The organism is Pseudoalteromonas apostichopi (assembly GCF_030297135.1).
GTDB lineage: Bacteria > Pseudomonadota > Gammaproteobacteria > Enterobacterales > Alteromonadaceae > Pseudoalteromonas > Pseudoalteromonas apostichopi.
Genome location: NZ_AP028066.1, coordinates 720376 through 747201, shown reverse-complemented (window position 1 = coordinate 747201; position 26826 = coordinate 720376). Strand labels below are relative to the sequence as shown.

Annotated in this window: 28 protein-coding genes; 22 read left to right on the top strand and 6 right to left on the bottom strand. The window is 39.4% G+C overall.

Going from position 1 to position 26826, the window contains the following annotated elements; translation table 11 throughout:
* The first annotated feature begins 43 nt into the window (after nucleotides 1–43).
* From QUE86_RS19355 to QUE86_RS19315, 9 genes are all read left to right on the top strand, one after another.
* Complete coding sequence (locus QUE86_RS19355) at nucleotides 44–2734, top strand: TonB-dependent receptor domain-containing protein (RefSeq protein WP_286260580.1); 2691 nt, start codon at nucleotides 44–46, stop codon at nucleotides 2732–2734.
* 403 nt (nucleotides 2735–3137) lie between these two features.
* Entirely contained in the window at nucleotides 3138–4034 is an 897-nt protein-coding gene (gene yegS / locus QUE86_RS19350) for a lipid kinase YegS (protein ID WP_286260579.1), read from the top strand.
* Between the two features lie 122 nt (nucleotides 4035–4156).
* On the top strand, nucleotides 4157–5299 hold the full coding sequence (gene asd / locus QUE86_RS19345) for an aspartate-semialdehyde dehydrogenase (RefSeq protein WP_130052545.1): 1143 nt from the start codon (nucleotides 4157–4159) through the stop codon (nucleotides 5297–5299).
* Between the two features lie 61 nt (nucleotides 5300–5360).
* Nucleotides 5361–5972: an FMN-binding negative transcriptional regulator gene (locus QUE86_RS19340; protein ID WP_167658887.1), complete on the top strand. Its 612-nt coding sequence runs from the start codon at nucleotides 5361–5363 to the stop codon at nucleotides 5970–5972.
* 283 nt (nucleotides 5973–6255) lie between these two features.
* The gene (locus tag QUE86_RS19335; protein WP_286260578.1) at nucleotides 6256–8214 is read left to right on the top strand and encodes a methyl-accepting chemotaxis protein; all 1959 of its coding nucleotides are present in this window, start codon (nucleotides 6256–6258) and stop codon (nucleotides 8212–8214) included.
* Between the two features lie 105 nt (nucleotides 8215–8319).
* Nucleotides 8320–9852, top strand: a complete 1533-nt coding sequence (locus tag QUE86_RS19330) for an EAL domain-containing protein (RefSeq protein ID WP_286260577.1) — start codon at nucleotides 8320–8322, stop codon at nucleotides 9850–9852.
* 2 nt (nucleotides 9853–9854) lie between these two features.
* The gene (locus tag QUE86_RS19325; RefSeq protein WP_286260576.1) at nucleotides 9855–10289 is read left to right on the top strand and encodes a GNAT family N-acetyltransferase; all 435 of its coding nucleotides are present in this window, start codon (nucleotides 9855–9857) and stop codon (nucleotides 10287–10289) included.
* A 324-nt stretch (nucleotides 10290–10613) separates the two neighbouring features.
* The gene (locus tag QUE86_RS19320) at nucleotides 10614–11297 is read left to right on the top strand and encodes a hypothetical protein (RefSeq protein WP_286260575.1); all 684 of its coding nucleotides are present in this window, start codon (nucleotides 10614–10616) and stop codon (nucleotides 11295–11297) included.
* Nucleotides 11298–11518: 221 nt separating this feature from the next.
* Nucleotides 11519–11899, top strand: a complete 381-nt coding sequence (locus QUE86_RS19315; RefSeq protein WP_286260574.1) for a VOC family protein — start codon at nucleotides 11519–11521, stop codon at nucleotides 11897–11899.
* Between the two features lie 54 nt (nucleotides 11900–11953).
* On the opposite strand, the gene QUE86_RS19310 is transcribed toward QUE86_RS19315, so the two are convergent.
* Nucleotides 11954–12760, bottom strand: a complete 807-nt coding sequence (locus QUE86_RS19310) for an ion transporter (protein WP_286260840.1) — start codon at nucleotides 12758–12760, stop codon at nucleotides 11954–11956.
* An 88-nt stretch (nucleotides 12761–12848) separates the two neighbouring features.
* Here QUE86_RS19310 and QUE86_RS19305 point away from each other — a divergent pair, with 88 nt between their 5' ends.
* The 7 genes from QUE86_RS19305 to QUE86_RS19275 all read left to right on the top strand — a co-directional run bounded on the left by QUE86_RS19305 (nucleotide 12849) and on the right by QUE86_RS19275 (nucleotide 15894).
* A complete protein-coding gene (locus QUE86_RS19305) occupies nucleotides 12849–13055 on the top strand; it encodes a hypothetical protein (RefSeq protein WP_130052529.1) in 207 nt (68 codons plus the stop codon).
* Nucleotides 13048–13320, top strand: a complete 273-nt coding sequence (locus QUE86_RS19300) for a hypothetical protein (protein WP_286260573.1) — start codon at nucleotides 13048–13050, stop codon at nucleotides 13318–13320. Before QUE86_RS19305 ends, QUE86_RS19300 begins: the two co-directional genes overlap by 8 nt.
* Nucleotides 13321–13322: 2 nt before the next feature.
* Nucleotides 13323–13769, top strand: coding sequence for a hypothetical protein (locus QUE86_RS19295; protein ID WP_286260572.1), 447 nt, complete (start codon nucleotides 13323–13325; stop codon nucleotides 13767–13769).
* 59 nt (nucleotides 13770–13828) lie between these two features.
* The gene (locus QUE86_RS19290) at nucleotides 13829–14023 is read left to right on the top strand and encodes a YwbE family protein (RefSeq protein ID WP_036971837.1); all 195 of its coding nucleotides are present in this window, start codon (nucleotides 13829–13831) and stop codon (nucleotides 14021–14023) included.
* Nucleotides 14020–14547 (top strand): DUF4240 domain-containing protein, encoded by a 528-nt coding sequence (locus QUE86_RS19285; RefSeq protein WP_239964066.1) that lies wholly within the window; start codon nucleotides 14020–14022, stop codon nucleotides 14545–14547. Before QUE86_RS19290 ends, QUE86_RS19285 begins: the two co-directional genes overlap by 4 nt.
* A gap of 497 nt (nucleotides 14548–15044) precedes the next feature.
* Nucleotides 15045–15461, top strand: a complete 417-nt coding sequence (locus QUE86_RS19280) for a DUF805 domain-containing protein (protein WP_205987947.1) — start codon at nucleotides 15045–15047, stop codon at nucleotides 15459–15461.
* Between the two features lie 49 nt (nucleotides 15462–15510).
* Nucleotides 15511–15894 (top strand): DoxX-like family protein, encoded by a 384-nt coding sequence (locus QUE86_RS19275; protein WP_286260571.1) that lies wholly within the window; start codon nucleotides 15511–15513, stop codon nucleotides 15892–15894.
* A gap of 6 nt (nucleotides 15895–15900) precedes the next feature.
* Here QUE86_RS19275 and QUE86_RS19270 read toward each other — a convergent pair whose 3' ends face one another.
* Nucleotides 15901–16797 (bottom strand): LysR family transcriptional regulator, encoded by an 897-nt coding sequence (locus QUE86_RS19270; protein ID WP_130052519.1) that lies wholly within the window; start codon nucleotides 16795–16797, stop codon nucleotides 15901–15903.
* A gap of 119 nt (nucleotides 16798–16916) precedes the next feature.
* Between QUE86_RS19270 and hutH the strand changes: the two genes are divergently transcribed.
* From hutH to QUE86_RS19250, 4 genes are all read left to right on the top strand, one after another.
* Nucleotides 16917–18410 carry a histidine ammonia-lyase gene (hutH, locus tag QUE86_RS19265; RefSeq protein ID WP_130052518.1) on the top strand — a complete coding sequence of 498 codons (1494 nt, stop codon included), beginning with the start codon at nucleotides 16917–16919 and terminating at the stop codon, nucleotides 18408–18410.
* 11 nt (nucleotides 18411–18421) lie between these two features.
* On the top strand, nucleotides 18422–20422 hold the full coding sequence (gene hutU, locus QUE86_RS19260; RefSeq protein WP_167658895.1) for a urocanate hydratase: 2001 nt from the start codon (nucleotides 18422–18424) through the stop codon (nucleotides 20420–20422).
* Between the two features lie 121 nt (nucleotides 20423–20543).
* Nucleotides 20544–20954, top strand: a complete 411-nt coding sequence (locus QUE86_RS19255) for a GFA family protein (protein ID WP_167658896.1) — start codon at nucleotides 20544–20546, stop codon at nucleotides 20952–20954.
* Nucleotides 20955–21044: 90 nt separating this feature from the next.
* Nucleotides 21045–21431 carry a hypothetical protein gene (locus tag QUE86_RS19250; RefSeq protein WP_256853835.1) on the top strand — a complete coding sequence of 129 codons (387 nt, stop codon included), beginning with the start codon at nucleotides 21045–21047 and terminating at the stop codon, nucleotides 21429–21431.
* A 263-nt stretch (nucleotides 21432–21694) separates the two neighbouring features.
* Here the strand turns inward: QUE86_RS19250 and QUE86_RS19245 are convergent, their stop codons facing one another.
* Entirely contained in the window at nucleotides 21695–22126 is a 432-nt protein-coding gene (locus QUE86_RS19245) for a DUF2541 family protein (protein WP_256853834.1), read from the bottom strand.
* A gap of 184 nt (nucleotides 22127–22310) precedes the next feature.
* On the opposite strand from QUE86_RS19245, the gene QUE86_RS19240 reads away from it, so the two are divergent.
* Nucleotides 22311–22766 (top strand): hypothetical protein, encoded by a 456-nt coding sequence (locus tag QUE86_RS19240; protein ID WP_130052511.1) that lies wholly within the window; start codon nucleotides 22311–22313, stop codon nucleotides 22764–22766.
* A gap of 59 nt (nucleotides 22767–22825) precedes the next feature.
* A complete protein-coding gene (locus QUE86_RS19235) occupies nucleotides 22826–23299 on the top strand; it encodes a mechanosensitive ion channel family protein (protein ID WP_256853833.1) in 474 nt (157 codons plus the stop codon).
* A 57-nt stretch (nucleotides 23300–23356) separates the two neighbouring features.
* On the opposite strand, the gene bfr (QUE86_RS19230) is transcribed toward QUE86_RS19235, so the two are convergent.
* The 3 genes from bfr (QUE86_RS19230) to QUE86_RS19220 all read right to left on the bottom strand — a co-directional run bounded on the left by bfr (QUE86_RS19230) (nucleotide 23357) and on the right by QUE86_RS19220 (nucleotide 26650).
* The gene (gene bfr, locus QUE86_RS19230; protein ID WP_167658899.1) at nucleotides 23357–23821 is read right to left on the bottom strand and encodes a bacterioferritin; all 465 of its coding nucleotides are present in this window, start codon (nucleotides 23819–23821) and stop codon (nucleotides 23357–23359) included.
* An 11-nt stretch (nucleotides 23822–23832) separates the two neighbouring features.
* Complete coding sequence (gene bfr, locus QUE86_RS19225; protein ID WP_130052506.1) at nucleotides 23833–24306, bottom strand: bacterioferritin; 474 nt, start codon at nucleotides 24304–24306, stop codon at nucleotides 23833–23835.
* A gap of 208 nt (nucleotides 24307–24514) precedes the next feature.
* On the bottom strand, nucleotides 24515–26650 hold the full coding sequence (locus QUE86_RS19220; RefSeq protein WP_286260570.1) for a TonB-dependent receptor: 2136 nt from the start codon (nucleotides 26648–26650) through the stop codon (nucleotides 24515–24517).
* Between the last annotated feature and the right edge of the window lie 176 nt (nucleotides 26651–26826).

The window sequence follows — 26826 nt, the reverse complement described above, 5'->3', positions numbered from 1 at the left end:
GGCGACCCCGGCCAGCTTCTAGTTTTGTTTTCGGAGTATAATAATGAAATCTTTTACCCCCTCTAAACTTGTGCGTTCAAAGATAAACCACGCAGTGCTTGCAGCACTAGTTGGCTTATCAGTGAATACTGCCTATGCAGCGGATGAAGCACAAGAAATTGAAGAAGTGGTTGCTGTAGGACAGCGTTTAAAAGGGAGTGCTGGCGCGGTTCTTCAAGAGCGTCAAAATCAAGCTTTCGTTGCTGATATCATGGGTGCAGAGCAAATCTCTCGTACTGGTGATGGCGATGCTGCATCGGCACTTCGTCGTGTAACAGGTTTGACACTTGTTGATGGCAAGTTCATTTATGTTCGTGGTTTAGGTGAGCGATATTCGAGTACTCAGCTTAATAGCATGTATGTACCAAGCCCTGATCCAACTCGCTCAGTTGTACCGCTTGACTTATTTCCATCAGATATTATTGAAAGTCTTAGTGTTCAAAAATCGTTTTCACCCGATATGCCAGCGCATTTTGGTGGTGGTAACGTAAATATTAGAACCAAATCAATTCCGACTGATTTTTTATTTAAAGTCGATATTGGTACTTCTTATAACACCAATAACAGTGATACAGGCTACTTCTATGAAGGTGGTGATGATGACTGGATGGGACGTGACGATGGAACTCGCGCGTTACCAAGTGAGTTCATCGATGCCTTTTATGGTGCTGGCCTTGAGGGTGATATCAATACAACATTGGCTGAGCGCCAAGCATTGATGTCGGCTCTTGACTGGAATATTTCAGCAACTGAAAAAGACGTTGATCCTGAAATGAGCTTTTCAGTTTCACTAGGCGATCGCTTTGAAAGTGAAATGGGCACATTTGGTGTACTTGCTGCTGTTTCTTATGAAAATGAGTGGGAAGTAGCGCAAGAGAAAAGTGGCACCAACCTTGGCAGCTTAGGGTGTGAAGACAAGTGTTTTGCTCAGTATTACGATGGTACATCGACTGAACAAAATGTGCGTTGGAGTGGGACATTCAATATTGGTTATGAGTTTAATTCAAACCATAAAATTGAACTGACTAATATTGCTCTGCATGACATGCGTGACCGTGTTCGTAATCGTAATTTCTATGATGCCAACGAAACGGAAGAGGGTGTTCGTGATCTTCGCCGTGTTGATGTGGTGTATGAAGAGCGTGAAATGTTCTCTAGCCAATTAAAAGGCACCCACAACTTTATTAATTTTAACAACTTGTTTGTTGATTGGTATGCCGGTACAAGCCGTGCAAACCGTGATGCACCAGGTGGTGTAGATGCTGTTTTCCAACGTAACTATGACGATGGGGCGTTTGTATCTGAGCAATTACAGGACGTTTCTGCAACTAACGTGACACGTGAATTCCAAGTTCTTCATGACGAAGTTGATACCTGGGGTTGGAACATGGGTATGCCATTTTATGGTGAAAGCTATGAGCTTGAGCTAAAAGTGGGTGGCGACTTCTCTGAGAAAACACGTAACGCAAATAATACGACATTCGGTATTACACACCGTGGTATTTCAGATGATTATTCATTTGGCTCACGTTTAGATGAAATTTTCGCTTACGATAACATCAATAATGATGCTTTCTATGCAAGTTCAACGGGTTCAGGTATTTTCGACGACAGAACAACTGACGGTGATAAATACAGTGCGGCACATAAGCTAGATGCTTATTACTTTATGGCTGACTACTTCATCGACAACACTTGGCGTATTACTGGTGGTGTTCGTTGGGAAGATTTTGCGCAAGTATCAGTGCCATTTAAGGCGCATAGTAATTTGTTTGATGCGACAACTGATGAGTTAGCTGAAGTAGCTATCAAAGAAGATGACTTTTATCCATCTTTAGCTGTGACTTATATCATGGATGAAGAAATGCAATTTCGTTTAAATTTAAGCGAGACAACGATTCGTCCAGATATGCGTGATGTTAGCTCTACTTTCTTCGTTGACCCGTTAACGGAATTCCTCGTTCGTGGTTCACCGACATTACAAAGTTCAAAACTTAAAAATGCTGATTTCCGTTTTGAATGGTATATGGCATCAGGTAATAACCTATCAGTTGCATTGTTCTACAAAGACATTACTAACCCTATTGAAATGGTAGAGCTTGCGGGTGTTGGTGGTGCGGCACCACAGTTATTAACTGCTAATGCTGAATCAGGTGAGTTAACCGGTATTGAGGTTGATTTCTTAACTGATTTTAGCTTTATCAGTGCTGACTGGTCGAGTGTATTCTTGTCGGGTAACGTTACGCTATCTGATTCAAGTGTGAAACTAGGCATTGATGATTCTGACGGTGTTGATTCGTTGTTTGAGCAGCAATTAAAAGATGCACTTGATGCAGATACTGTATCAAACATTGTTACTAATGATGAACGCCGTTTAGTAGGTCACTCTGAGTGGGTAGCAAACTTGCAGATGGGTTATGACTCAGCTGATGGTTTCCATTCAACATCACTTGTTTATAACGTGTTTGGTCCGCGTATTATTGTACCGGGTACTCGCGGTAACGAAGATGCAGAAGAGAAGCCATTCCATTCGCTTGATTTAGTTTATTCTTACTTCCCGAACTTCAATACAAAAGTTAAGTTCAAAATTGAAAACATCCTTGGTCAAGATAAAGAAATTGAACAAGAAGGTTTATCACTTTGGAAGAAAGAAGAAGGCACTAAGTTTAGCTTAGGCTTCAGCTACGAGTTTTAATGAAACTCCCCCAAGGAAGGATACTATAATAAATCCTAACGTTGATTTAGCCCTGCAATAGCAGGGCTTTTTTGTTTCTGTATTGTCTATACCCAAACCACCTCAAGATGCAGAATTCAGCGTTTCACAGGTGCTTAATATCAAGGCGTTACTTTGCAAGAATGGCAGTCCCTTTTAAGAAGTAACAACGATGAGAGTAAGTGTCTGTGAAGCGCCCAAAGGGTTGGTTTAAAAGCGATTTATACTGCGTTATTGATTTTAACAATAGAACCACTATTACTTGCAATCAATGCCTTGCCTAAATCGCTTTTAATTCCAACTGAAACTCGCATCTTGAGGTAGTTTGGGTATATTAAACCATTGCGTGTTATGGTAGTTATAAGTGTTTAAACAGGGATTTAAAATGGACTTACGGTTAATTATAAATGGCAAAAAAGCGGCAGATGAGCAGCTTCGTGACGCCATCGGTAAATTTCGAACCATTGAGCCTCTTACGGTGCGTGTTACCTATGAAGGAGGTGACATTGAACGCTTTATTAATGAAGCCGTAGCAGAAGGCGTAAAACGTGTTGTTGTGGCTGGTGGTGATGGCACCGTTAATGAAGCAGTTAATGCATTAATGAAGTTAGAAAAATCACAGCGTTTAGAGCTTGCTATTTTACCTATGGGCACGGCGAATGACTTTGCCACAGCCGCCCACATTCCTCACGGGTACTTGCCAGCACTTAAACTTGCCGCCAATGGTCAGCCGCATGCAATTGATACGGTAGAGGTTGATGAGCGTTACTTTGTGAACGTAGCCAGTGCTGGTTTTGGGGCTAAAATTACCGCTACAACACCGCCTGCACTTAAGAACATACTAGGAGGTGGCGCATATACATTGGCAGGGCTTGTACAAGCGCTTAGTTTTGTACCTTACAGTGGCGAGTTAACACTGCCTGATGGTGAGCGTGCTTCGGGCGATATTATTGCTGCTGCCGTGTGTAATGGTCGCCAAGCGGGTGGTGGTCAGCTACTTGCGCCACATGCATACATAAATGATGGCTTGGTTGATTTAGTGGCGTTTAGATCATTTGCAATTTCAGATGTGCCGGCGGTTATCGAAGAGCTAAGCAACTACCCTAATTCATCACAAAAGTGGGTAAAACGCTTTCAAGTGCCTTGGCTTGAATGGCAAACACAAACAGAAATGCCTATAAACTTAGATGGCGAGCCAATAACATCAAAACAACAAAGCTTTAAAGTACATGCAGGGGCGCTGAACCTGGTATTGCCAGACGCTTGTCCGCTAATACGATGATGAAAAATTTTGATGTTACTCGGTTTGCGCTGGTTTTGCTTGGGCCGCAATGCTAGATTACTTCTGTAAAAATTAAATTCTCACGCAATGGACTTTAATTTTTAACAGTTTAGGTAATTTGAATGAATCAAACAGTGGAACAAACAATGAAAAAAGTAGGATTAGTCGGTTGGCGGGGCATGGTTGGCTCTGTGTTATTAGAACGTATGCAGCAAGAAAATGATTTTTCTAATATCGACACGACTTTTTTCACCACCTCTCAAACCGGTCAATTAGGTCCTGATCTTGCTGGCCCAGCTAAACCGCTTTTAGATGCCAATGATATTTCTGAGCTTGCAAAGATGGATATTATTGTCACTTGCCAAGGCGGTGATTATACCAAAGCCGTTTACCCGCAATTACGCGAATCAGGTTGGCAAGGTTACTGGATTGATGCTGCATCGGCACTGCGCATGAGTGACGATAGTATTATTGTGCTTGACCCGGTAAATAAAGATGTTATCACAGCGGGCCTAGAGCAAGGCGTTAAAACTTATGTTGGCGGTAACTGTACCGTATCACTTATGTTATTAGCACTTGGCGGTTTATTTGAGCAAGACTTGATTGAATGGGTTAGCCCAATGACATATCAAGCGGCTTCTGGTGCAGGTGCTCGCAACATGAAAGAATTAATTGCACAAATGGGTGCAATTCACGAAACCGTTGCTGATAAGCTTGCTGATCCTAACGCTGCTATTCTTGAAATTGACAAATTAGTCACCGAAAAAATTGCCTCAAGCGATTTACCGCAAGACCAGTTTGGTGTGCCTTTAGCAGGTAGCCTCATTCCTTGGATTGATGTACCAATGCCAAGTGGTCAAAGTAAAGAAGAGTGGAAAGCGCAAGTTGAAGCAAACAAAATTTTAGGCAGCAGCGAACAACCTATCCCTGTTGATGGCTTATGTGTTCGCATTGGTGCAATGCGTTGTCACTCACAAGCAATGACAATTAAGCTTCGCAAAGACATTAGCGTTGAGAAAATTGAAGAAATTCTTGCTTCTCACAATGAGTGGGTAAAAGTGATCCCTAATGACCGTGACATTTCTGCTACAGACTTAACACCTGTAAAAGTAACTGGCACACTGTCTATTCCTGTTGGTCGTATTCGTAAATTAGCGATGGGCCCTGAATATATCAGCGCGTTTACGGTTGGTGATCAACTGTTATGGGGTGCTGCAGAGCCACTTCGTCGCATGTTACGCATTATTGTTGATGGTCAACATTAATCACACAACTCAACATTAAGGCTAGCAGCTTGCTGGCCTTTTTTAGCACTAAAGGAAAGTAATGCACACGCCTAGTAAATGGAAAATGACACCCGAAAGAGTGTCGCAGTTTATTAAAACCTACAGCTTTGCATTAATGGTTGATAGTGAGTTTGAGGCAACTCATTTACCATTAGTTTATAAACCCGATGAGGGCGAGTTTGGTACCTTATATGGTCATGTTTCACGGGCAAATGGTCATGGTAAAAGCTTGCAAAATACTCGGGTATTAGTGGTTTTTAATGGGCCTCATAGTTATATATCTCCGACATGGTATGCAGAAAAGCCTGCTGTATCGACATGGAATTATGCTGTGGTTCATGCCAAGGGTAAGGTTGCATATCTTGATGATGAAAACACCTTAGCTTGCCTAGATGAGCTAATTAGGCAATACGAGCCAAGTATTTTAAACGATACCAGTTTGCTACCAGATGATTATCAAGCAAAGTTACTGCGGGGAATTGTAGGCATTAAAATTGAACTTGACTCAATTCAGGCAAAAGAAAAGTTAGGCCAGCATAAATCGGCGGCGGATCAGCAAGGTGTAGTAGCTGGGTTAAAGGCCGATAAGCACCCTGATTGTCAGGCTTTACTTAGCTATATGCTAAAACACGAAGTAGGAATAGGCAGCTAATTTGCATCCAGCAAATGCTGCCAATTGGTTGGAAAGTACCTAGCATGGTTTTGTTAAAAGCATGTTAATTACTAAGGCTAAAGTTAGTACATTCCATGTTCCTGTCAACTAAATGACATATCTATGAAGGTAAGTTTTGGGTATAGACAATAAAAATAGCCATAAACTGCACATTGATTTTATTAGCCCAATCTATTTTGCCCCATAAAAATAAACACTTATTTATTTGCTGAACTTCCAAGGCCTCACTATATTTTCTTAAGTACCTAGTTGGAAGTATGCTATGAATATCTCAAAAAAATTAAAGCTCGCTTTTGCAACAGCCATCGCGCTGCCGCTGATCATCATTGCTGCGCTTGTAATTACACAAACAAGACAACAAGCTCTCGACAATTTTGCCGAGCTTAGTGAAAGAGAAGCCAGACAAGTCGATAATGGTATCAGTATGTTTTTTGCAGAAATTGAGAAAAATGTCGATTACCTTGCTTCTCATACCGCTATCTTAGACGCCAAGCAAGGCGTTAAAACCCATATGCAATCACCTAATGCAGAGATGCTTGATCATTTAAGTGGCAGTAGCACCGAAAAAAACGCTTTTAGTTTGTTTGATCACTTTGGCGTAACCCACCCGGGACTTGCTTATATCTACATGGGTAATGAACAAGGTGGTTATATTCAATGGCCAGAGGGTGAAGTAACAGCAAATTATGACCCAAGAGTTAGGCCATGGTACGAAACAGGTAAAGCTGCAAATGGTAAAACAGTAAGAACCAATGCCTATTATTGGGCAGTAGATGACATGGTAATTGTTTCTACTGTTAAGGCAATTAAAGAAGAGGGCGAGTTTATTGGTGTGCAAGGCATGGATGTATCCTTGCAGGGGCTTACCGATATTATTGCGAACATTAAACTTGGTGAAACTGGCTATTTAATGCTGATTGAAGACAGTGGCAATGTACTCGTTGACGTTAAAAATGCTGATTACAGGTTTAAGCAGCTAGCACAAGTCAATAACGGAAAATACAAGCAGCTCGCTGAGAATAATCATGGTCAATTTGAAATAGACATTAATGGTAAAGATTACTTAGCGAATATTTATACCTCACAAAAACTAGGCTGGAAATTTATAGGCTTAGTTGAAAAATCTGAAGTGATGAGTGCCGCAAATGCAATGACGATTACTATTTTAGTCATCAGTGCAATTCTGATTGCTGTATTCATTCTAGTTGCTAGCTACATTTCTAAATTAATTTCAGCACCTATTGTTGAAGTAAGTGATGGCCTGACAGAAATATCGCAAGGTGGTGGTGATTTAACGAAACGTTTGGTTATTAAAACACGTGATGAAACGGCCAAATTAGCAAACAGCTTTAATTTATTTTTGAACCTGATATCGGATTTAGTTACGCAAATTAATGATTGCGCTCAAAATGTGAGTGATACCTCCGCACAAACATCATCACAGGCCGCACAACTGTCAGGCTCAACATCGCAGCAACAACAAGCTCTTGAAATGGCGGCCACAGCGATTAATGAAATGGCAGCGACTGCTAATGAGGTCTCTGCCAGTTGTGCAAATGCAGCTGAGCTTGCATCGCAAACTCAACAAGCCTCAGAGCTTGGACAAAGTGTTATTTCTCAGACTGTTGATAGCGTTGTATCTTTGTCTGAAGTGATCACTAAAGCAACTCAAGATATAAACCAACTTGATGCTGAAAGTGAAAACATCATGTCGATATTGAGCGTAATAAGAGGGATTGCAGAACAAACCAATTTATTAGCATTAAATGCGGCAATTGAAGCGGCGAGGGCGGGCGACCATGGCCGAGGCTTTGCGGTTGTTGCGGATGAGGTTCGTGCATTATCACAAAGAACATCTGAATCAACAGAAGAAATTGCAAGCCAATTAGACTCCTTACGAAAGATGTCTGATCAAGTGTCAAAAGAAATGACAACCAGCTTAAACCGCACAAATAAAACAGTTGAGTTAGCCCATTCAGCACAGCAACAATTTAGTGAAATAACCGCGTCAATTGTTAATATTAGCGATTTGAATACACAAATCGCGACAGCAGCTGAAGAGCAACAGCATGTAGCTGAAGACATTAATCGTAATGTGGTAGAGATTAAAAACGCGGCGGATGATGTCAGCGAAATTGCTGAAAGTGCAAGAGGCAACGGAGAGAAACTAAACTTATTATCGAACACGCTTACTGATTTAGTAGGTAAGTTTAAAGTTTAGAGTAGTTAGAATTATGCTTGGATACTAACCTTGTCCCTTTTTTGTTGATTAAATAGAGATTAAAGGTTAGTTTTTATGTTGGTATTATCAAACCTAAAGTAGAACATGCAGGGAAAAATATTTCAGCTAAACAATAACAAACAAACTATTTATATAGTTTTTATCATGCTATTTTTTACGCTGAGTCTCCACCTCCTCATAAGCTACCTTCAAGTAAATCATCAAAAGCAGTTTGCTGAATCTCTATTAACTAAAGCAGAAAATATATCGAATGATATAGTGGCTTCTATCCAAGAAGTCGCAACGCTATCTCCTAATAGATGTGACTCTGATTCCATCAACACATTACGTATAATTCTTTCAAAATATGAATACACTCATGACTTAGGTCTAATTTTTGATGGTAAGGTCGGTTGTTCAGCAAACTGGGGACAATTTGAAACTCCAATTTTATTTGCAAGAGAGTTTTATAGTTCTTCCTCGGGGTATCAATTCGCTTCGAAGGTAGGGAATATTTTCCCAGTTCCAGCTAGATACGATATAACAAAAAAAGACAACGTGATTGCTTTCACAATTAATGAACCATTTAAGAGTTTTGACCATCTTGAAAAAGGGTTTTCTTATAAAATTATTTCAAAAAATGAGAGCCATACTTTCCATAACTACAAATCTGAGTATCAGTTCAAAAAAGATACGTTATTAAATTCTCAGGAATTAAAAATTTGCAGTTCAAAATTCGAATACTGCGTAGAGACGCTAAATAATCGTCCAGGCCTACTTTATTTACCAATTTTTATCTCGTCATCACTTATTTGTTTAATCGGGTTAATAAGTTTTTTAATTGCTTATTCTGTTATTTCATATTTTGATAAGAACTCTTCAATCGAGTTTAGGTTGCGTAAAGCTATAAAAAACGGTGAATTATATTTAGAGTACCAACCAATAATTGAGCTAAAAAATAATAAAATAATTGGTGTGGAGAGCCTAGTTAGGTGGAAAGACGCCGTTCATGGAAATGTATCACCTGAACTTTTCTTAAGTATCGCAGAACAGTTAGGCTTGTACTCAACCTTAGCATATGACTTAGTTAAAAGAGCATTTGCAGAGCTTTCAGCTATTTTACATAGGGATCCCGAGTTCACAGTTGCGATTAATGTTAATGCGTACGAAATTAAAACTTCAGAGTATTTAGATAACCTATACGAACTTTGTATGAGTTATAAAATAAAGCCGCAGCAAGTAAAAATAGAAATTACAGAGCGAATAGGTTTGCCACTTGAAGAGTTATCTAACTTTGCAACACGGGCAAAGCACTATGGCTTTATTATTGCCCTTGATGATTTTGGAACAGGAGTATCTAACCTTGTGTGGCTCACTGAAATTAACTTCGACATCATTAAAATTGATAAAATATTAACACAATCAATAACGGATGAATTTAAACAGGATATGGTATTAGCCATTATGTCTCTGGTTACAAATCTTAATCGCTTGGTCATTTTTGAAGGGGTTGAGGTGTTTGAAGAATATAACTTCATAAAAGCTTTTAATCCTAATCATCAAATTCAAGGTTGGTATTTTTATAAGTCTTTACCATTAACCGAGCTAAATAAAGCACTGGATGGCCAGCAAGGATGACAATGAAAATAGAAAGTGTGAACACTGAAGATTTCCCAGAACTACTTAGTGTATGGGAAAACTCAGTTCGAGCGACACATGATTTTATAACAGAAGACGACATAGCCTTTTTTAAGCCCATTATCATTGAGCAGGCTTTTCCAAATGTTACTTTGAAGTGCATAAAGGATGAACATAAAGCAATTTTAGGTTTTGTTGGTGTTCACGATAGCAAAATTGAAATGTTGTTCATTTTAGATGCCGCAAGAGGTAAGGGGATAGGTAAAGTACTCTTGAACTATGCGGTTGAGCAATTAGCAGCCAACAAAGTGGATGTCAATGAGCAAAACCCACTTGCAGTTGGCTTTTATCAGCATATGGGCTTTAAAGTTGCCTCACGCTCGCCCTTAGATGATATGGGTAAACCATTTCCAATATTGCACATGGAGCTCGTGTAGGAACGGTATAAGCTATGTAGGTCGTTATTTATGGCGACAATAACCGTGAATCATAAATGTTCGGCCTTGAACGGCTCTTATAAACAAACGCGCGAAACAAGTTTCACGCCTACGATAGAAAACATTGGGCGCTAGGATTCAGGCTCTGGGACGCGATATAAAATCGCTGCTACTTGTTCGGCGTTGAAACGCCTCCTACACACTTTCCCCTTGTAGCTTGCTAACTTTACTCTTCTGACGCGCAAACTAAAAACTATTACTTGTCATACAAATTAATCTATTGTATTTTCAATGGATTAAGGTTTAAAAATAAAAGGATTTTCAATGGTTAAACTAAATGGGTTTACAGTTTTAATTTTGGTTGCTATCAGTTCGCTATTAACTTATTTGGTGACCTCATCTAGCAGCGAAACTGAGATGACTGCTACCACAATAGAGAGCCAAGTTATTAGTGATTCCAATAAAGAAGTGGTTTTGACGAATAACAAAGACATACACCAGAGCACTATTCCAGATAAACAATTAGTGAGTTCAGAGCCTGAAGCTAATATGGTTAGTGAAGATACAGGTCTAAAGACTAATTTAGCCGATAGACATTTTTCATCATCAGAATCTGTTACCAATTCATTCATCACTGATAATGGGCAAATTAAACAGCAAAGCGTATTTGGCGCAATCACAATTCCTGAATTTCATGACTTTTTGAATAATGTACGAGTTACTGAAGAAACAGATAATTCAATAGAAAGAGAAGTTAAGTTGCTCGAAATGTTGAATCAAATTCGCACAAACGATGTTTATGCCGAAGACTTTGCTTGCAGAGGTAAAGTCTGTGCTATGTCATTTCACCATGAGGCTAACTCTGATTTTGATCTTGATAAGTTGAGAACTTTTGATGAAAACTACCTTTTCAAAAACACATCAAAAGATGAATCAGGTTCAACAATGACAAGAGTATTGTTTATTCAAACAGACAATTCATCTCAATTAGTTTTAACCAATGGTTAGTCTTTGTAGGTTGTTATTTATGGTGATAAAACCTTGAGCATTTTCATGAAGGAACGGCTTCTGCCGTGAATTTAGATGTTCGGCGTTAAAACGCCTCCTACAAACTCTTACTGACTTTACTCTCGCAACTTGTAACTCGCTAACTCGTCACTTATCTTTTGCTTAATTTGCTGTTCGCGATATGCTGACATAACGAATATTGAATTACATTGGAATTGAAAATGAAGCTCAATCAGGTGACGTTACCTGTAAAGGATATGAATGAAGCGGTGGCTTTTTACTTAACACTGGGAATGATTCAGATAGTGGATACCCCGCATTACGCACGCTTTCAATGCCCTGATGGTGATGCCACATTTTCGCTATCATTAGAAACCGATAATTATAATAATCATGCGGTAATTTATTTTGAACATGAGCAGCTCGATGATCTCTACGCAAGCCTTGTTGAAAAAGGCATTAACTTTGAGCAGCCTCCAACAGCACAACGCTACCTATGGAAAGAAGCAATTTTAAAAGATCCATCAGGTAATAAAATTAAATTGTATTGGGCCGGAGAGAACCGCTTAAACCCACCATGGAAAGTAGAAAAAAGAGGATAAATTAAAGGCGCTAGGTCCTAGCGCCTAATATCTAAAAACTAACCTCTTAAAATGTTACTGCTTTTCTTTTAGTAATTGTTTTAGTTCGGCCATTTCAGCTTGTAGCTGAGCAATTTGTCCCTTGGTTGCAGGCATGTCGGCATCAGATGTTTGCTCTTCTCGAGCGTTGCGATGCTCTTCAGACATGACTTCTAAAATTGCACCCACCATCATGTTTAAAAATACAAAGGCAGTTAAGAAGATAAACGTTAGGTAGAAAATCCAGCTGAGTTCATACACAGCCATGGTCTCATACATGACATCAGTCCAATCCTCGAACGTTGCAATCCTAAATAGGGTGAGCATAGAAATAGATACATCGCCCCATAATACAGGGTTTATATCAGCAAACAGCATGCTACCCATAGCGGCATAAATATAAAAAATCACAAACATAAGTAGGGCAATATAGCCCATTTGCGGAATAGCTTTTAAAAGCGAGTTAACCAGCAGTCTAAGCTCTGGGATCATAGAGACTAGTCGCAGCACGCGGAAAATACGCAGTAATCGAGCGATAAAAATTGTTGATCCAGCTGCAGGGTAAAGGCTACCGACCACGATTATGAAATCAAAAATATTCCAACCTTTGCTGAAAAAATCTTTAAAGCCACGGCTTGCGATAAAACGGATCACTAGTTCAACTAAAAAGAATACCGTGATACCTACGTCCATCCAATGTAAAGCAAGCTCAGCTGTAGGATGTAATGAATAGGTATGTGCACCTACTGTTAGTGCTGAAATAACAATGACAGCGATAACAAATGATTGAAAAATTTTACTTTTATCGATACGCTGAAACAGCTCTTGTAACTGCGACAACATCATATAGAACCCTTTGGTAATAATATTTAAACCCACGCAATATACAGGAAAAAACAGCACCAATGTATAACTACATAAAGGAAATTTAATGTTTTTTAATGCTTTAAAATTGGCCATCATCGCGACTGTTGTAGTGCTCTTGTCAGCTTGTAGCTCAGACGCCCGTTATCATGAAATTCAATCGGCGCGTTTAAGTGAATGCAATCATATGGCAGATAAAGAGTACCATGAGTGTGTAAAGCGCCAGCAAGATGGCTACGAAGAATTTAAAAAACAACAAGCAGAACATGACTAAAACTGAAAAGCGCCAAGATAAGGCTATTCGAGTTGCGTTAACGCAAGCGTGCGAACAAGCAAAAGAACAAGTACACGAATTTTCTTGGTTAACTCATACTGCTGATCTAAAAAAACTACCGCAATCGCTTAGAGTAAGTTGTTACTGTAAAGAGCTGCCGATTACAGCTGAGCAAACCCAGTTAATTACCAGTTTAATTATCAAAGAATTGAGCACTGTAGATTTAGCAGTCAATGCAAAAGCAATTGCGTTTTTAAAGGAATAATAATGTACTTAAATTTAACCCCTAAACAGATGGTTAGGTTAAATCTAGCTCTAGCTGTATTGTTTTGTGGTATAGGTGTGTACAGCTTGCAATCAGACTCATTACCTATTTCAAGTTTTACTGGTTTTATATTTGCTATCGGTTTTTTGGCACAGGCCTATCGCTATACTGAAAAGTTTGTAGCCAAAACAGCCCTTAGTAAAACACTTACGGCAACAGACACAAGCCTCACGGTTAAGCAGGTGAATTATGGCGAGCAAGTAGAGACTCTTGAGTTGAGCCGTATTACACAATTGAAAGTTGCTGATAACTATTTAGCTGTCATTTTAGACGACAACGGCCAAGGCTTCGATTTTCAAATTAAAGGCAAAGCTCAAGCCATTACTGAACGTTTAAATGAAATATTGCCAAAGGAGCTGCTTAAAAACAGCCCAATCAAACAGGTTTAATTTGGTAAGCCAGCTGCAAATGGCTATAATCGGCAAAAATTATTGAAAGAGATATAGCAATGGCAGTGCCTACGCGTTCACAAATTTCAATTGGCTGCGAAGTCAACATTGTATTAAAACAAGATCAACGAACTGGTCAGTTAACTCAAGGTGTAGTGTCACGTATTTTAACTAAGTCACCGAATCACCCGCATGGTATTAAAGTTCAACTTGATGATGGTCAAGTAGGGCGCGTGAAAGAGATTTTATCATGAGTGTTTTAAGCGAAAATGAATTTTGGCAACTCGTGACCGCCGAAGATAAAACTGCCGAGCCTGAGTCTGTTTGTAATGCATTAAAAGCAAAACTGACTGATTTATCTGACGAACAGCTGATGGAATTTGATAAGCAGTTTAACCTACGTATGCGTAAAGCCTATACCTGGGACTTATTTGGTGCAGCTTATGTAATGGCCGGTTGTAACGATGACTATGGCTTTTCTGAGTTTTTATGTTGGCTTATTTCACGGGGCGAACAGGCTTTTTTAAAGGCGCTTGAAAACCCAGACTCAATTGCTGAGTGTACCCCTGTTTATCATTTAAACGAACAACCTTACCCGTATTTAGATGAGTACGACTTGATTGCCGGTATGTTGTACGAAGAGCGTAATGATGACGAATTACCCTTTGTGCCATCAGGCCTTGAGCAACCAAAAGGTAAACGTTTTAAAGATAAAGCAAAGTTTTTAAAACAAACCTACCCAAATTTATACGCCAAGTATTGGCAACAACCGAGTTAAATAAAAGCACCTAAGGGTGCTTTTTTATACTTTTAGGTTACTTGCTGTTACTATGACAACTCAGTAAGTTATTAAATAATATTAATAAAGTGAATGCTAATATGCGTCAGGAGCTTATTGAGCTAAAGCAGTATTTATTAAAAAAAGGCATTAAAAGAGAGGCCTATGCGATTGATACTTTACCAAGATTTAAGGGCATTGTATTTACGACGCAAAGAGTTATATTGAGGTCTTTTACTTCGAACGAGGGGTAAAATTTCAGCAAAAAACATTCTCTGATGTTGAAGATGCGATAAGTTATTTTAAAGCAGAGTTACTTTCTGACCCCTTTTCTAAAATATAACGTTCATCGGTAAAAAGCTTATTAGCAATTTCTTAGTACCCAAATCTATTCACTTTGTGTTATCTTATTAATGCTGAATTCAGCACTATTTACAATATAAATCAGCAGACTAGATTAAATCGGTTTGCTACAACACATATCAAAGGAAATGACAGTGTCAGAAAATGTATATCAAGCCCCAGAAGCAAACCTCGCTACAGCATCAACAGAAACAACGACTTTAAGCATAAAAGAAATTTTGTTTTCTTTTAAAGGACGTATTCCTCGTAAGACTTATTGGTATTCAGCATTAGGTATGATTTTAGCTTCATTTGTTCTTATGTTTTTAGTAGCACTATTAACAGGTGGTAATGAGTCTGCTATTTCTGTAATCATGCTTATTCTCTATATTCCGCTAATATGGGTTTCGCTTGCGATTCAAGTGAAACGCTGGCATGACCGTAATAAATCAGGTTGGTGGGTACTAATTAGTTTTGTGCCATTAATTGGTCCTATCTGGGCTTTAATTGAAAATGGTTTTTTAGCTGGTGATGAAGCTGAGAACCGTTTCGGTCAACCTACTAGCTTATAAGCTATACTATGTGCTCTGAATAGCAGAGCACACAAAGCCAACTTGTCTAATGAAGCATTTAAATACGATTCAAATAGCTCGATTTATTATTAGCTTTAGTTGGCTTTATCATGGGCTGATGCCAAAGCTTATTCACATTGCCCCCCTAGAGCTAAAAATGACAGCCAGTTTTGGTTTTAATCCCGAAATCTCAACGCTCATCACCCGAGCAGCTGGCATAGGTGAAATTATATTTGCCGTGCTGTTTTTTATTTTCTACCGTGCCATCTTAATCAATATTCTCAATATAGCTGCTTTAGTTGGGCTAATGCTGTTTGTTGCTGTTTTACAGCCCGCACTTTTAATCGAAGCGTTTAATCCTGTAACTACAAACCTTGCCATAATCGCGTTTAGTCTAGTGCTTATAAATGAGCAAAAAGCGTCAAAAAAGTAATAAAGCCTAAACCGCGTAACAGCGCTTAATTTCGTCTATCATAGCGTTTGCTAAAGGCGAGCTGGCGTTTGTTTTTGAGGTGATTAATACCACAGGAATATCGTAGTGATATTTGTTTGGCTGAACAGCCTTAAAAATGCCTTTATCGACCCAGAACTGTGCATAGTGATCAGGTAAATAACCAATAAACTCACCAGATAAAATTAAATGTGCAATCCCTTCATCATGGTAGGCAACGGCACTATTTTGATAGTTTAAACCGTCGTTTCGGCTTTCTTTATCACGCATGTAGTTACTGGTAATCACCTCCGCTTCTTTGAGCAGCTCATTTATTTTCTTGTCTTCACAATTAAATAACGGGTGACCGACTGCGCAATACAAAAAGTTAGTTTCGTTGTGTAGGGCGGTGTAATCTAATCCGCGAATATGATGGCGGCTAACACCAATCCCCACTAAAGAACGGCCATTGGCTACTGCGGTTTCTACCTCTCGTGCTTCACATACGTTAATATCGAACTGAATGTTTTTACCTTTTCCTTTTAACCTTGCAATAGCACGGGGAACGGCACAGCGTGGATCGCTAACCATGGTATCTATCATGGCGATACTTAAACGCCCCGATAACTCATTTTTAGAGCTTGCTACGGTATTAGCAAAGGCTTCGCATTGCTGAAGCAGTTCAATCGATGCCTGATAGGTGATAGCTCCTGCATCTGTAATTTCAAAGCCACTGCGGCCACGTTTACATAATTTAATGCCAAGCCTTACTTCTAAGTCTGATAAATGCGCACTGATGGTTGAGCGGCCAATATTCAAACGTGACTCTGCGGCTGAAAGCCCGCCACACTCAACAATTGCTACAAAAACGCGCAATAAGCGCAGGTCTACGTCATGAACTTGCATAGCTCTTCTTTTAGTTCGATAAATCTGGAATGAATAACGATAATTATGCATTTGTAAAACAACTAGAGCAAGCTAGACTCCCTCTAAATAAAACTAATCCTGTTCTTTAGGAGTTATAAATGACATTTAAGTATGGTGTTGACCAATTAACGTTAGATAGCGTTAATGCTATTGCAGCCGGTACGTTACAGGCAGAGCTTTGCCAAGAAGCAATTGATAAAATTAATAAAAGCCGCCAAAACGTAGATAAAATGGCTGCCTCAGATAAAGCCATCTATGGTATCAATACGGGCTTTGGCCCATTATGTGATACACAAATTTCTCCAGAAGAAACCAACTTATTACAAAAGAACTTATTGATCACACACGCTGTAGGTGTGGGTGAGCCAATCGCTAAACCTATTTCAAAGCTGATGCTAATCACCAAAGTACATGCATTAAGCCAAGGTTTTTCAGGTATTCGTTTAACCGTTGTTGAGCGTATGCTTAAGTTTATTGAACTTGATATCATTCCTGTTGTACCAGAGCAAGGTTCAGTTGGCGCATCGGGCGACTTAGCACCGTTATCGCACTTATTTTTACCTCTTCTAGGTGAAGGTGAGTTTTGGGTAAACGACACAATCAAGCCAGCAGCAGAAGTATTAAAAGAGCACGGTTTAGCGCCTCTAGATTTACATGCTAAAGAAGGTTTAGCGTTAATTAATGGTACTCAGTTTATTTTATCTCATGCCATTACTGCGCTTACTAAAATGCGTTACCTATTAGACCTTGCAGACATCGCAGGTGCTATGAGTATTGAAGGTATGCAAGGTAGCGAATCACCATTCCGTGAAGAGTTACATGCTATCCGTGCTTTTAAAGGTAACATCGAAGTTGCAGCGCGTATGCGCAGCTTTTTTGCAGGCTCTGAAAACATGGCTTCACATACTGATTGTGACCGTGTTCAAGACCCTTACTCACTGCGTTGTATTCCTCAAGTTCATGGTGCATCACGTAATGCGTATTACCACTTAAAAGAGCTTGCTGAAACAGAAATGAATTCAGTTACAGATAACCCAATTGTGATCAGCGAAGAAGAAGCAATTTCGGGTGGTGGTTTCCACGGTCAACCACTTGCTATGGTATTAGATTATGCTTCAATTGCAGCAGCAGAGCTTGGTAACATTGCTGATCGTCGTTGTTACTTGCTACTTGAGGGCTTACATGGTTTACCGCGTTTATTAACGTCATCGGGTGGCTTAAACTCTGGCATGATGATCCCACAATACGTGACTGCGGCATTGGTAACAGAAAACAAATCTTTGTGTTTCCCACCATCAGCGGACAGTGTACCAACATCAATGGGTCAAGAAGATCACGTATCTATGGGTAGTATTTCTGGTCGTAAGTTAAACCAGATTTTAGGTAATCTTGATAAAATCTTTGCAATTGAGCTTATGTATGCAGCACAAGCAATTGAATTTAGACGTCCTAACAAGTGTTCTGACATCATTGAAGAAAACTTTGCGTTAATTCGCAGCAAAGTCGCCAAATTAGAAGAAGACCGCTTACTTAAGCCTGATATTGATGCCATGGTAGAACTTGTTAAATCGCAAGCGTTTAAAGTTAACTAAGGGAGCAAATAATGACTTTTCAAGAACAAATTAAGCAAGGTATCCCAAGCGTATTGCCAGAGCCAAAACCGTATCCAAGCGATGCAAACCGAGCTCCAAAACGTAAAGACATTTTATCGGCCGACGAAAAGCAATTGGCTATTCGTAACGCATTGCGCTATTTCCCTAAAGAATGGCATCAAGAATTAGCTGCTGAATTTGCTGCTGAGCTCAAACAATTTGGCCGTATTTACATGTATCGCTTTAAACCTAACTATGAGCTTAAAGCGCGCTCGATCAGTGATTATCCAGCTAAATGCGAACAAGCTGCCGCTATCATGTTAATGATCGACAATAACCTTGACCCTGCTGTAGCACAGCACCCAGAAGAGCTAATCACTTACGGTGGTAACGGTGCGGTATTCCAAAATTGGGCGCAGTACTTATTAACCATGAAGTACTTAAGCGAAATGGAAGAAGACCAAACGCTACACATGTATTCGGGTCACCCTATGGGGTTATTTCCATCATCAGTTGAAGCACCGCGAGTGGTTGTGACAAACGGTATGATGATCCCGAACTATTCAAAACCAGATGACTGGGAAAAATTCAATGCACTAGGTGTAACTCAATATGGTCAAATGACTGCAGGTTCATTTATGTACATTGGCCCGCAAGGTATTGTTCACGGTACAACCATTACGGTAATGAATGCGTTCCGTAAAGTACTTGCAAAAGGCGAATCACCAAAAGGTAAGATCTTCTTAACTGCTGGTTTAGGCGGTATGAGTGGTGCACAGCCTAAAGCGGGTAACATTGCTAACTGTATTACCGTGTGTGCCGAGGTTAACCCTAAGGCGGCTATTAAGCGTCATCAACAAGGTTGGGTAGATGAGCTAATCGATAACATGCCAGAGCTTGTTGAGCGTGTACGTACTGCTCAGCAAAATGAAGAAGTGGTTTCGATTGCCTTTATTGGTAACGTAGTTGATGTATGGGAAAGCTTCTTAGCTGAAGATATTTTCATTCACTTAGGTTCTGACCAAACTTCACTTCATAACCCATGGTCAGGCGGTTACTACCCGGTTGATATCAGCTATGAAGAGTCAAATCGTTTAATTCGTGAAGAGCCAGAAGTATTTAAAGAAAAAGTACAAGCGACGCTTAAGCGCCACGCCGATGCTGTTAACAAGCACACGGCAAAAGGCACTTACTTCTTTGATTACGGTAATGCGTTTTTGTTAGAAGCATCACGCGCTGGTGGCGATGTAATGGCTGATAATGGTATTGATTTTAAATACCCATCGTACGTACAAGATATTCTTGGCCCAATGTGTTTTGATTACGGCTTTGGCCCATTCCGCTGGGTATGTACCTCAGGTAAGCCAGAAGATCTAGATAAAACAGATGCGATTGCTGCAGACGTTTTAAATAAAATCATGGCGGACTCGCCAGAAGAGATCCAACAGCAAATGCAAGACAACATCACGTGGATCAAAGATGCTAAACAGAACAAACTTGTTGTAGGTTCTCAAGCTCGTATTCTTTATGCAGACGCACAAGGCCGCGCTGAAATTGCTAAAGCCTTTAATGATGCCATTAATCGTGGTGAAATTGGTCCAGTTGTACTTGGTCGTGACCACCATGACGTAAGTGGTACTGATTCACCTTTCCGCGAAACATCAAACATTTATGACGGTAGCCGCTTTACAGCAGATATGGCTATTCATAACGTAATTGGTGATGGTTTCCGTGGTGCAACATGGGTATCTATCCATAATGGTGGTGGTGTAGGCTGGGGCGAAGTGATCAACGGTGGTTTTGGTATGCTACTAGATGGTAGTGAAGCTGCCGAGCGTCGTCTGAAATCTATGCTATTATTTGATGTAAACAACGGTATTGCTCGTCGTAGTTGGGCTCGTAACGAAGAAGCTAATTTTGCAATTAAACGTGAAATGGCTCGTACGCCTAAACTTAAAGTGACCTTGTCTAATAACGTTGATGATGAAGTTTTATCAAACTTAGATTTCTAAGTTGTGTCAATGCAAAAAGGCTATGTTGTACACGCAACATGGCCTTTTTTATTGCCTAAAATTTTTAAATAGCGCATTGTTTAGGTAATAAATTTTTGGCTTAGCTAATGAGGAGATAGAGATGACTAAAACACTGACGGGTGAATGTTGCTGCGGTGCAGTGAGTTTTAAAGTTGCTGATAAATTTAGGCGTTTTTACTTCTGTCATTGTGAACAATGTCGAAAACTGAGCGGAACAGCTCACGCTGCAAATTTGTTTACCTCACCAGATGCTATCGAATGGGTAAAAGGTCAGCAGCATATAACGCGGTTTAATTATCCTGGTCGTGCATTATCTAGAGCGTTTTGTAAAACCTGTGGCTCTGCGCTGCCATTTGAATCACAAGACAGTAAATACCTACTCGTACCTGCAGGTAGTTTAAACGAAGAGCCAAGTAAAGAATTAGACGCGCAAATATTCTGTGAAGAACAAACAGAATGGCATAAAAAAGGTTTAAATGGCAAAAAGTTGATTGGCTTGGGTCGCGATTAAGCTCTTTGATAATTTGCTTTTATGAATAAAGTTTGACCAGCTAATCGAGTTTGATTAATCTTTAAGATACATTTTAAAAGGAGGTTTAATATGTTTAAAGTTTTAACCTTAGCTGCTTTAGTCTCGTTAGCAGTACCTACAAGCGCAAATGAAATGACAGCCGAGTTTCTTAAAAATGAGCTAGAAATCGCTCATTCTCAGTACATCAAAGGTTCAAGCGATAGTGCGCTTTATGCGTTAAATGCACTCGCAAGAATTCTTGAGCTTGATAGCGCTAAAACGCTGCAAACAGAGTTAGGCCCTAATAATCTTGCGTTTACTTATCTTCGGATTGGACTTATTCATGAGCAAGCTGGTGAGCAGCAGCAAGCCAATAGCTACTTTGCAAAAGCAATGAATGTTCACCAAGGCGAAAAAAGTCAGCTTGCAGAGCTTAAAGCTTATGTAACTAAATTAGACAAATCAGTAAAGAGTTAGCGAGATACTAGAGTAAAGTTTGTAGGAGGCGTTTCAACGCCGAACATCGAAGGTTCACTGCTGAAGCCGTTCCTACTTGAAAATTACCACGGTTTTTGTCGCCATAAATGGGCGATCTACAAGGTCACTATCGTAGGCGTGAAACTTGTTTCGCGCGTTTGTTTTTAAATGGTCGCGGCGGAAAGACGCCGCTGCTTGTGAAACTGTATAGGCTCTAACATCCTGACTCGCAACTCGCAACTCGCAACTCGCAACTCGCAACTTTAATCTTCTTTCTTTGCTTTTTTCGCGAGAATCTCAACTTCTGCTTTTTCGGTTACACCTGCCATACTAAGGGCTGTGCTGCCTACCGATTCATATTCAAGTTTGATTTTATCGAGTTTAGCGTCGTTTTTGTCTGGTAAGCTTAAACTACGTGACGACATCCCTTTGGTTAAAACCCCTAGGTTATCAAACACTTTTTCTTCACCGTTATTCATAACAACTTTAATTTTCTTAAGATTCACAGTGCCATGGGTACATTTAATTTTAATATGGCTGTAGTTACTGCTGGTGATAGGATTAACGGTATCGGTTTCGCTTTTGTAGCTGACTTTTTTCTCGGCGATGGACTTCCAGTCGTCATCACTGGCTAGGCTTTGTGTGCTAGCTAGGGTTAAAAATGTTGTTAAAGCGATGAGTTTGATTATTTTCATTTGATTCCCTCCAAAAATTTTCATCATTAAAATTTATAGCACATAAACAGATTGGTTGCTTATGCAAAGTTCATAAAATAGAACCAAAAGCATTTTTTTATCGTATTAACTAATGCGTTATAAATTCACCAACCTTAATCAGCATGCTATGCTAGTAAAGTGTCTATAAGTTTATGGATTTTCAATGAGATATTACTTTTGTTTAGTGGCTTTTTTACTATCAACCTCGTCAATTGCTAGTGCTCTACTTGATGTGAAGCCGAGCAATAAAACGCAGTTTTTGGCTCTGATTAAAGATAAACAAGGTGACTACAAAGTGAAAGCAGGCAGTGATGTGGTTTGTCAAAACGCCTCCTTTTCATTGATAAAAGAAACAACTCAAGGATTTAGCTTAGGAACATTAATCGACTTTAGTGACTTACATAACGGTACGCAGGTAAAGAAGATCCCAAATTTTTGTGTTGTCAGCTCGAAGTTAAAATACTTTGTAAATGGGATTGTCAGAACTAAGCGCTACTTTCGCTGTGAAAATGAAGACGATAACGGTTCAACAACTGAAGATCTGCGTTTTAAAGATAATGGCAATATCACTTACACACTGAATAAACCTGAAGTTTCATGTGTGTTTGAAAAGCAATAAATGTTTGTCTAACGCAATTTCAAGCCTATTATGGGCTTTTATTTTTAATTGAAAATTCTATGACTAGCCAATTTATTCAAGCACTTTTAGTTATCGCCGCCTTTTACATTGCAAGCCTGGTTATAGACCATGCTATTAAACAATTTCAACGACGCTTTGATTCAACCGCTCTTGAAACTTTTCGGCTTATTTCTAACTCGCAGCGCGCTATCTTATTATTCATTGGTATTGTGCTTGCGTTATCGAAACTGGGTTTTGACGTTGCCGCTTTAGTTGCCGGCTTAGGCCTAACAGGCTTTGCTTTGGGTTTTGCGTTGAAGGATGCTATTTCGAATCTAGTAGCAGGTGTCATGATTGTGCTTTATAAGCCCATTAAGCTTGGTAATTACATTGAAGTGAGTAATTCAAAGGGCACAGTGATTGACCTTAATTTGCGCTATATCACAATTAAAGGCGAGGGAGCGGTGCATTTAATTCCTAACTCTTTAATTTTAAGTAATAAAGTGTCAATCATTGATCGCGATGACGATTAAGCACAAATTTTTGCCATAAAAAAAGCAGCCTAGGCTGCTTTTTTAAGTTTTAGCAAATTACATTTGAGATTGCAGGTAATTCTCAAGCCCTGCGGTTTTGATTAACTGTTGCTGTGTTTCAAGCCAATCAATCTGTTCTTCTTGCTCATTTAAGATGTTATCTAACGCTTCACGGCTGATGTAATCTTTTTTCTCTTCAGCAAGTTTAATTCCCGCTTTAAGATCGACTAATGAATCAAGTTCAAAGCTCATGTTAGCTTCGATCATTTCTTCTGAGTTTTCACCAATACGTAGGCGACCTAAATCTTGTAAGTTTGGTAAACCTTCTAAAAACAAAATACGCTCAATTAAACGGTCGGCGTTTTTCATTTTTTGAATAGATACTTTGTAATCAGCTTTGTCTAATTTTGAAAAACCAAAATCTTTAAACATACGAGCGTGTAAAAAGTATTGGTTAATACCCACTAATTCATTCGCTAATACTTTATTAAGTGCAGCAATGACGCTTTTATCGCCTTTCATACAATTAGCCTCTATTCGCCCATTTGAGATTGATGGTAGTTTTGGCTACCAATTTTGTCGATTAGACCCAGCTGTTGTTCTAACCAGTAAACATGATCTTCTTCTGTATCAAATAATAGCTTTTCAAGCACTTCGCGTGATTGATAGTCTTTTTCTTGTTCACAAATTGAAATAGCTTCTTTAACGCAGTCAACAACTTCTAGCTCAAGTGTTAAGTCATTTTGCATCATGCTTTTAACGTCTGAGCCAATTAATAAATCACGACGTTTAGTCATGTTTGGTACGCCTTCTAAAAATAGAATACGTTTTATCAACCAATCAGCGTGGTCTTTTTCTTCTTCCATTTCGTGGTTAAGACGCTCATACAGCTTATTTAGGCCCCAATCGTCATACATACGAGAATGAATAAAGTATTGATCTATAGCAGCTAATTCGTTTGCGAGTAGTTTATTAAAACTATCGATGACTTTTTGGTTACCTTTCATAATGCTGTCCTCGAATTCCAAGTTGCGATAATTGTAGTATATAAAAATAAGATTGCAAACATTTTCCTTTGTAAATCAGTTGTTTACTATTGAGTGTGATTCTCGTTTAAGTTTGCGTTAATGGTTGATAAATGAACAATTTATCGTTTCTATTCTTAAATGAAAAGCCCTTACTAAGAAGGGCTTGTTGCTCTAAACAAAAACTGCTTTAGAAGCTATAAGTTGCACCGAGTGTCATGGTCGTACCTAAACCTTTAATGTTATAGCCACCATAAGTATAAGACTGCGCACGGGCAGGGTAGTAATCATTATTAAATAGGTTTTCTACACCCATAAACGCTTGCCAGTTGTTGCTAAAGTTATAACGACTGCTTAGGTTAAATAGGTTGTAACTGCTAATTGGACCTTGATCACCAACAAAGTCATCCTCTGCATTTGGCTCAAAGCGTTTGCGTGAACCCACATATAAATAACTCACAGTGAGTGATAATTCATCATTTGGTTGCCAGTTTAAATTAGCAGTACCTTTTGGTGGGCTTATTTGGCGAGAACCTAAGTAAATGTCGTCTTCGGTGTTCTTACCTTCAACATAGCTGTAGGTTGCAACAAGTTTTAGGGTTGGATTAATTTTATAATCGATTAGTGTTTCGTAACCCCAGATCTCTTGTGGCGCTCTTACTGGCTCATAGACACCCGTTACCTCATTAAAGCTATTAGTGGTGCCAAACTCTGACGTACTGCGGTAAGCTGCAAATTCAAAACGTAAGTCATCAAACTGTGATGTAAAGCCAATTTCATAGTTATCGATGATTGATGCTTCTGTTTGAATTAGGCCAATATCATTTACTGTTGCAGAACGTAATAAGCGGCCAATATCTGAGATATCAGAACCTTGTGAATAATTGGCAAACGGGCTGAAGGCATCAAGCAAATTGTATTTAACACCTACGTTATAGGTGGTTGCATCGTAATCAATAGTGTCACCCTTTACACTAAGTGGCACTGAGCACTGTGTTTCTGAGCGACAAAGCTTTAAGGTGTTGTAGTCATCAACGGTTAAATCAATACTCTCTTGGCGCACACCCGCTTTAATGATTAAATCATTATCGATAACCCACTTTGTTTGTAAAAAGCCAGCAAGGCTTTCCATATCCATCTCTGGTACCCAAACACGGCCATCAACAAGCGGTTGAGAAGTCACATCATTCAGTGCATCTAGGCCATAAATAAAGGTGGCTTCAACATTGTCAAAATCAACAAGGGTATTAAAGGTAGCGCGCGCCCCTTTCTTTTCTGAGCGAATAATTGATTGGCCGCCTTCGTAACCTTCGTCTGGGTTAGCTAAGTTTGTAGAAAAGAAAAACACATTCTCGATGTCTTGCATATACAGATCGAGCGTCATTTGTGTATTAGTAAATAGGGCGTAGTCTGTATATTTTAAGGTTATGTTTTCGTTACCGTCTGGGCCTTGTGGTTTACCTTGCTTTTGAAGCTCTTTAGGTACATGAATCGCATAAGTTTTATCGCCATCGTTCAGGTTACCAACAACGTCACCTAAATCGGTTTTTTGTTGAGAGCTAAAGTAGTTATAGCTAAATTGCAGCTGCTTCTCATCATCAAAATCATAGCCGAGTTTGGTAAAGTAGTTTTCTGTTACTGCATCAGATAAACCATACTGCAAGCCAAGAATATCGCCTTCTGCGTCACGTTGAACACCATTTTCTTCGTAACTTGCGGTAAATAAATAGCTAATTTTATCAGCACGACCATTAATTGCTGCAGAGACTCGCGCACCGGCGCTTTCTTCTAATTTAACTGCACTAAAACGTGACGATAGGCTGATCTCACCTTCTGGCTGACCATCACTTGTTGCCTGCTTTGTGATGTAGTTAATGATACCGCCCGATGCACCATTACCATAAACAGAGGTAGCGCCTTTGATCACTTCGATACGAGCAATGGCGCTTGGATCGAGTGTTTTAACTCCTAATGAGCCGTTTCTGAGTGGTGTCGACTGTGGCACTCCATCGATCATTACAAGTGGTGCACGACCACGTAAACTCTGACCTGTATTACTCGAACTGCCGGTATCTGGTGCAAGGCCTGGTACCATTTGCGCAAGTAAGCTTTGTAATTCTGGATTAACTTTTAAATGTTCTTCAATTTGCTGTTGGCTAATAATAGTGACAGAAGCTGGGACTTCATCAATGCTTTCAAATACACGGCTGCCTGATACAACAACGTGTTCCATTTCTTCTGCGGTAAGGTTTTTATTGATGGCATCATCAGCAAATGATTGGCTGCTAATTGCAATAGCGACCAGAGTCAGCGAGGTTTTTAACATGCTTGTCCTTAATTCTTGTTTGATTGTGCGGCAGTCTAAATGTAAAGAAGAGTAAAGGCAAGGTTAATGATAATGATTTGCAATAAGTTCTTTGGTTCTGTTATATAGCGATGAATTTAGCATCCACGAATGTTCAATGGATGCTTAATAGGTGAGTATTATATTTGAACCCTTAC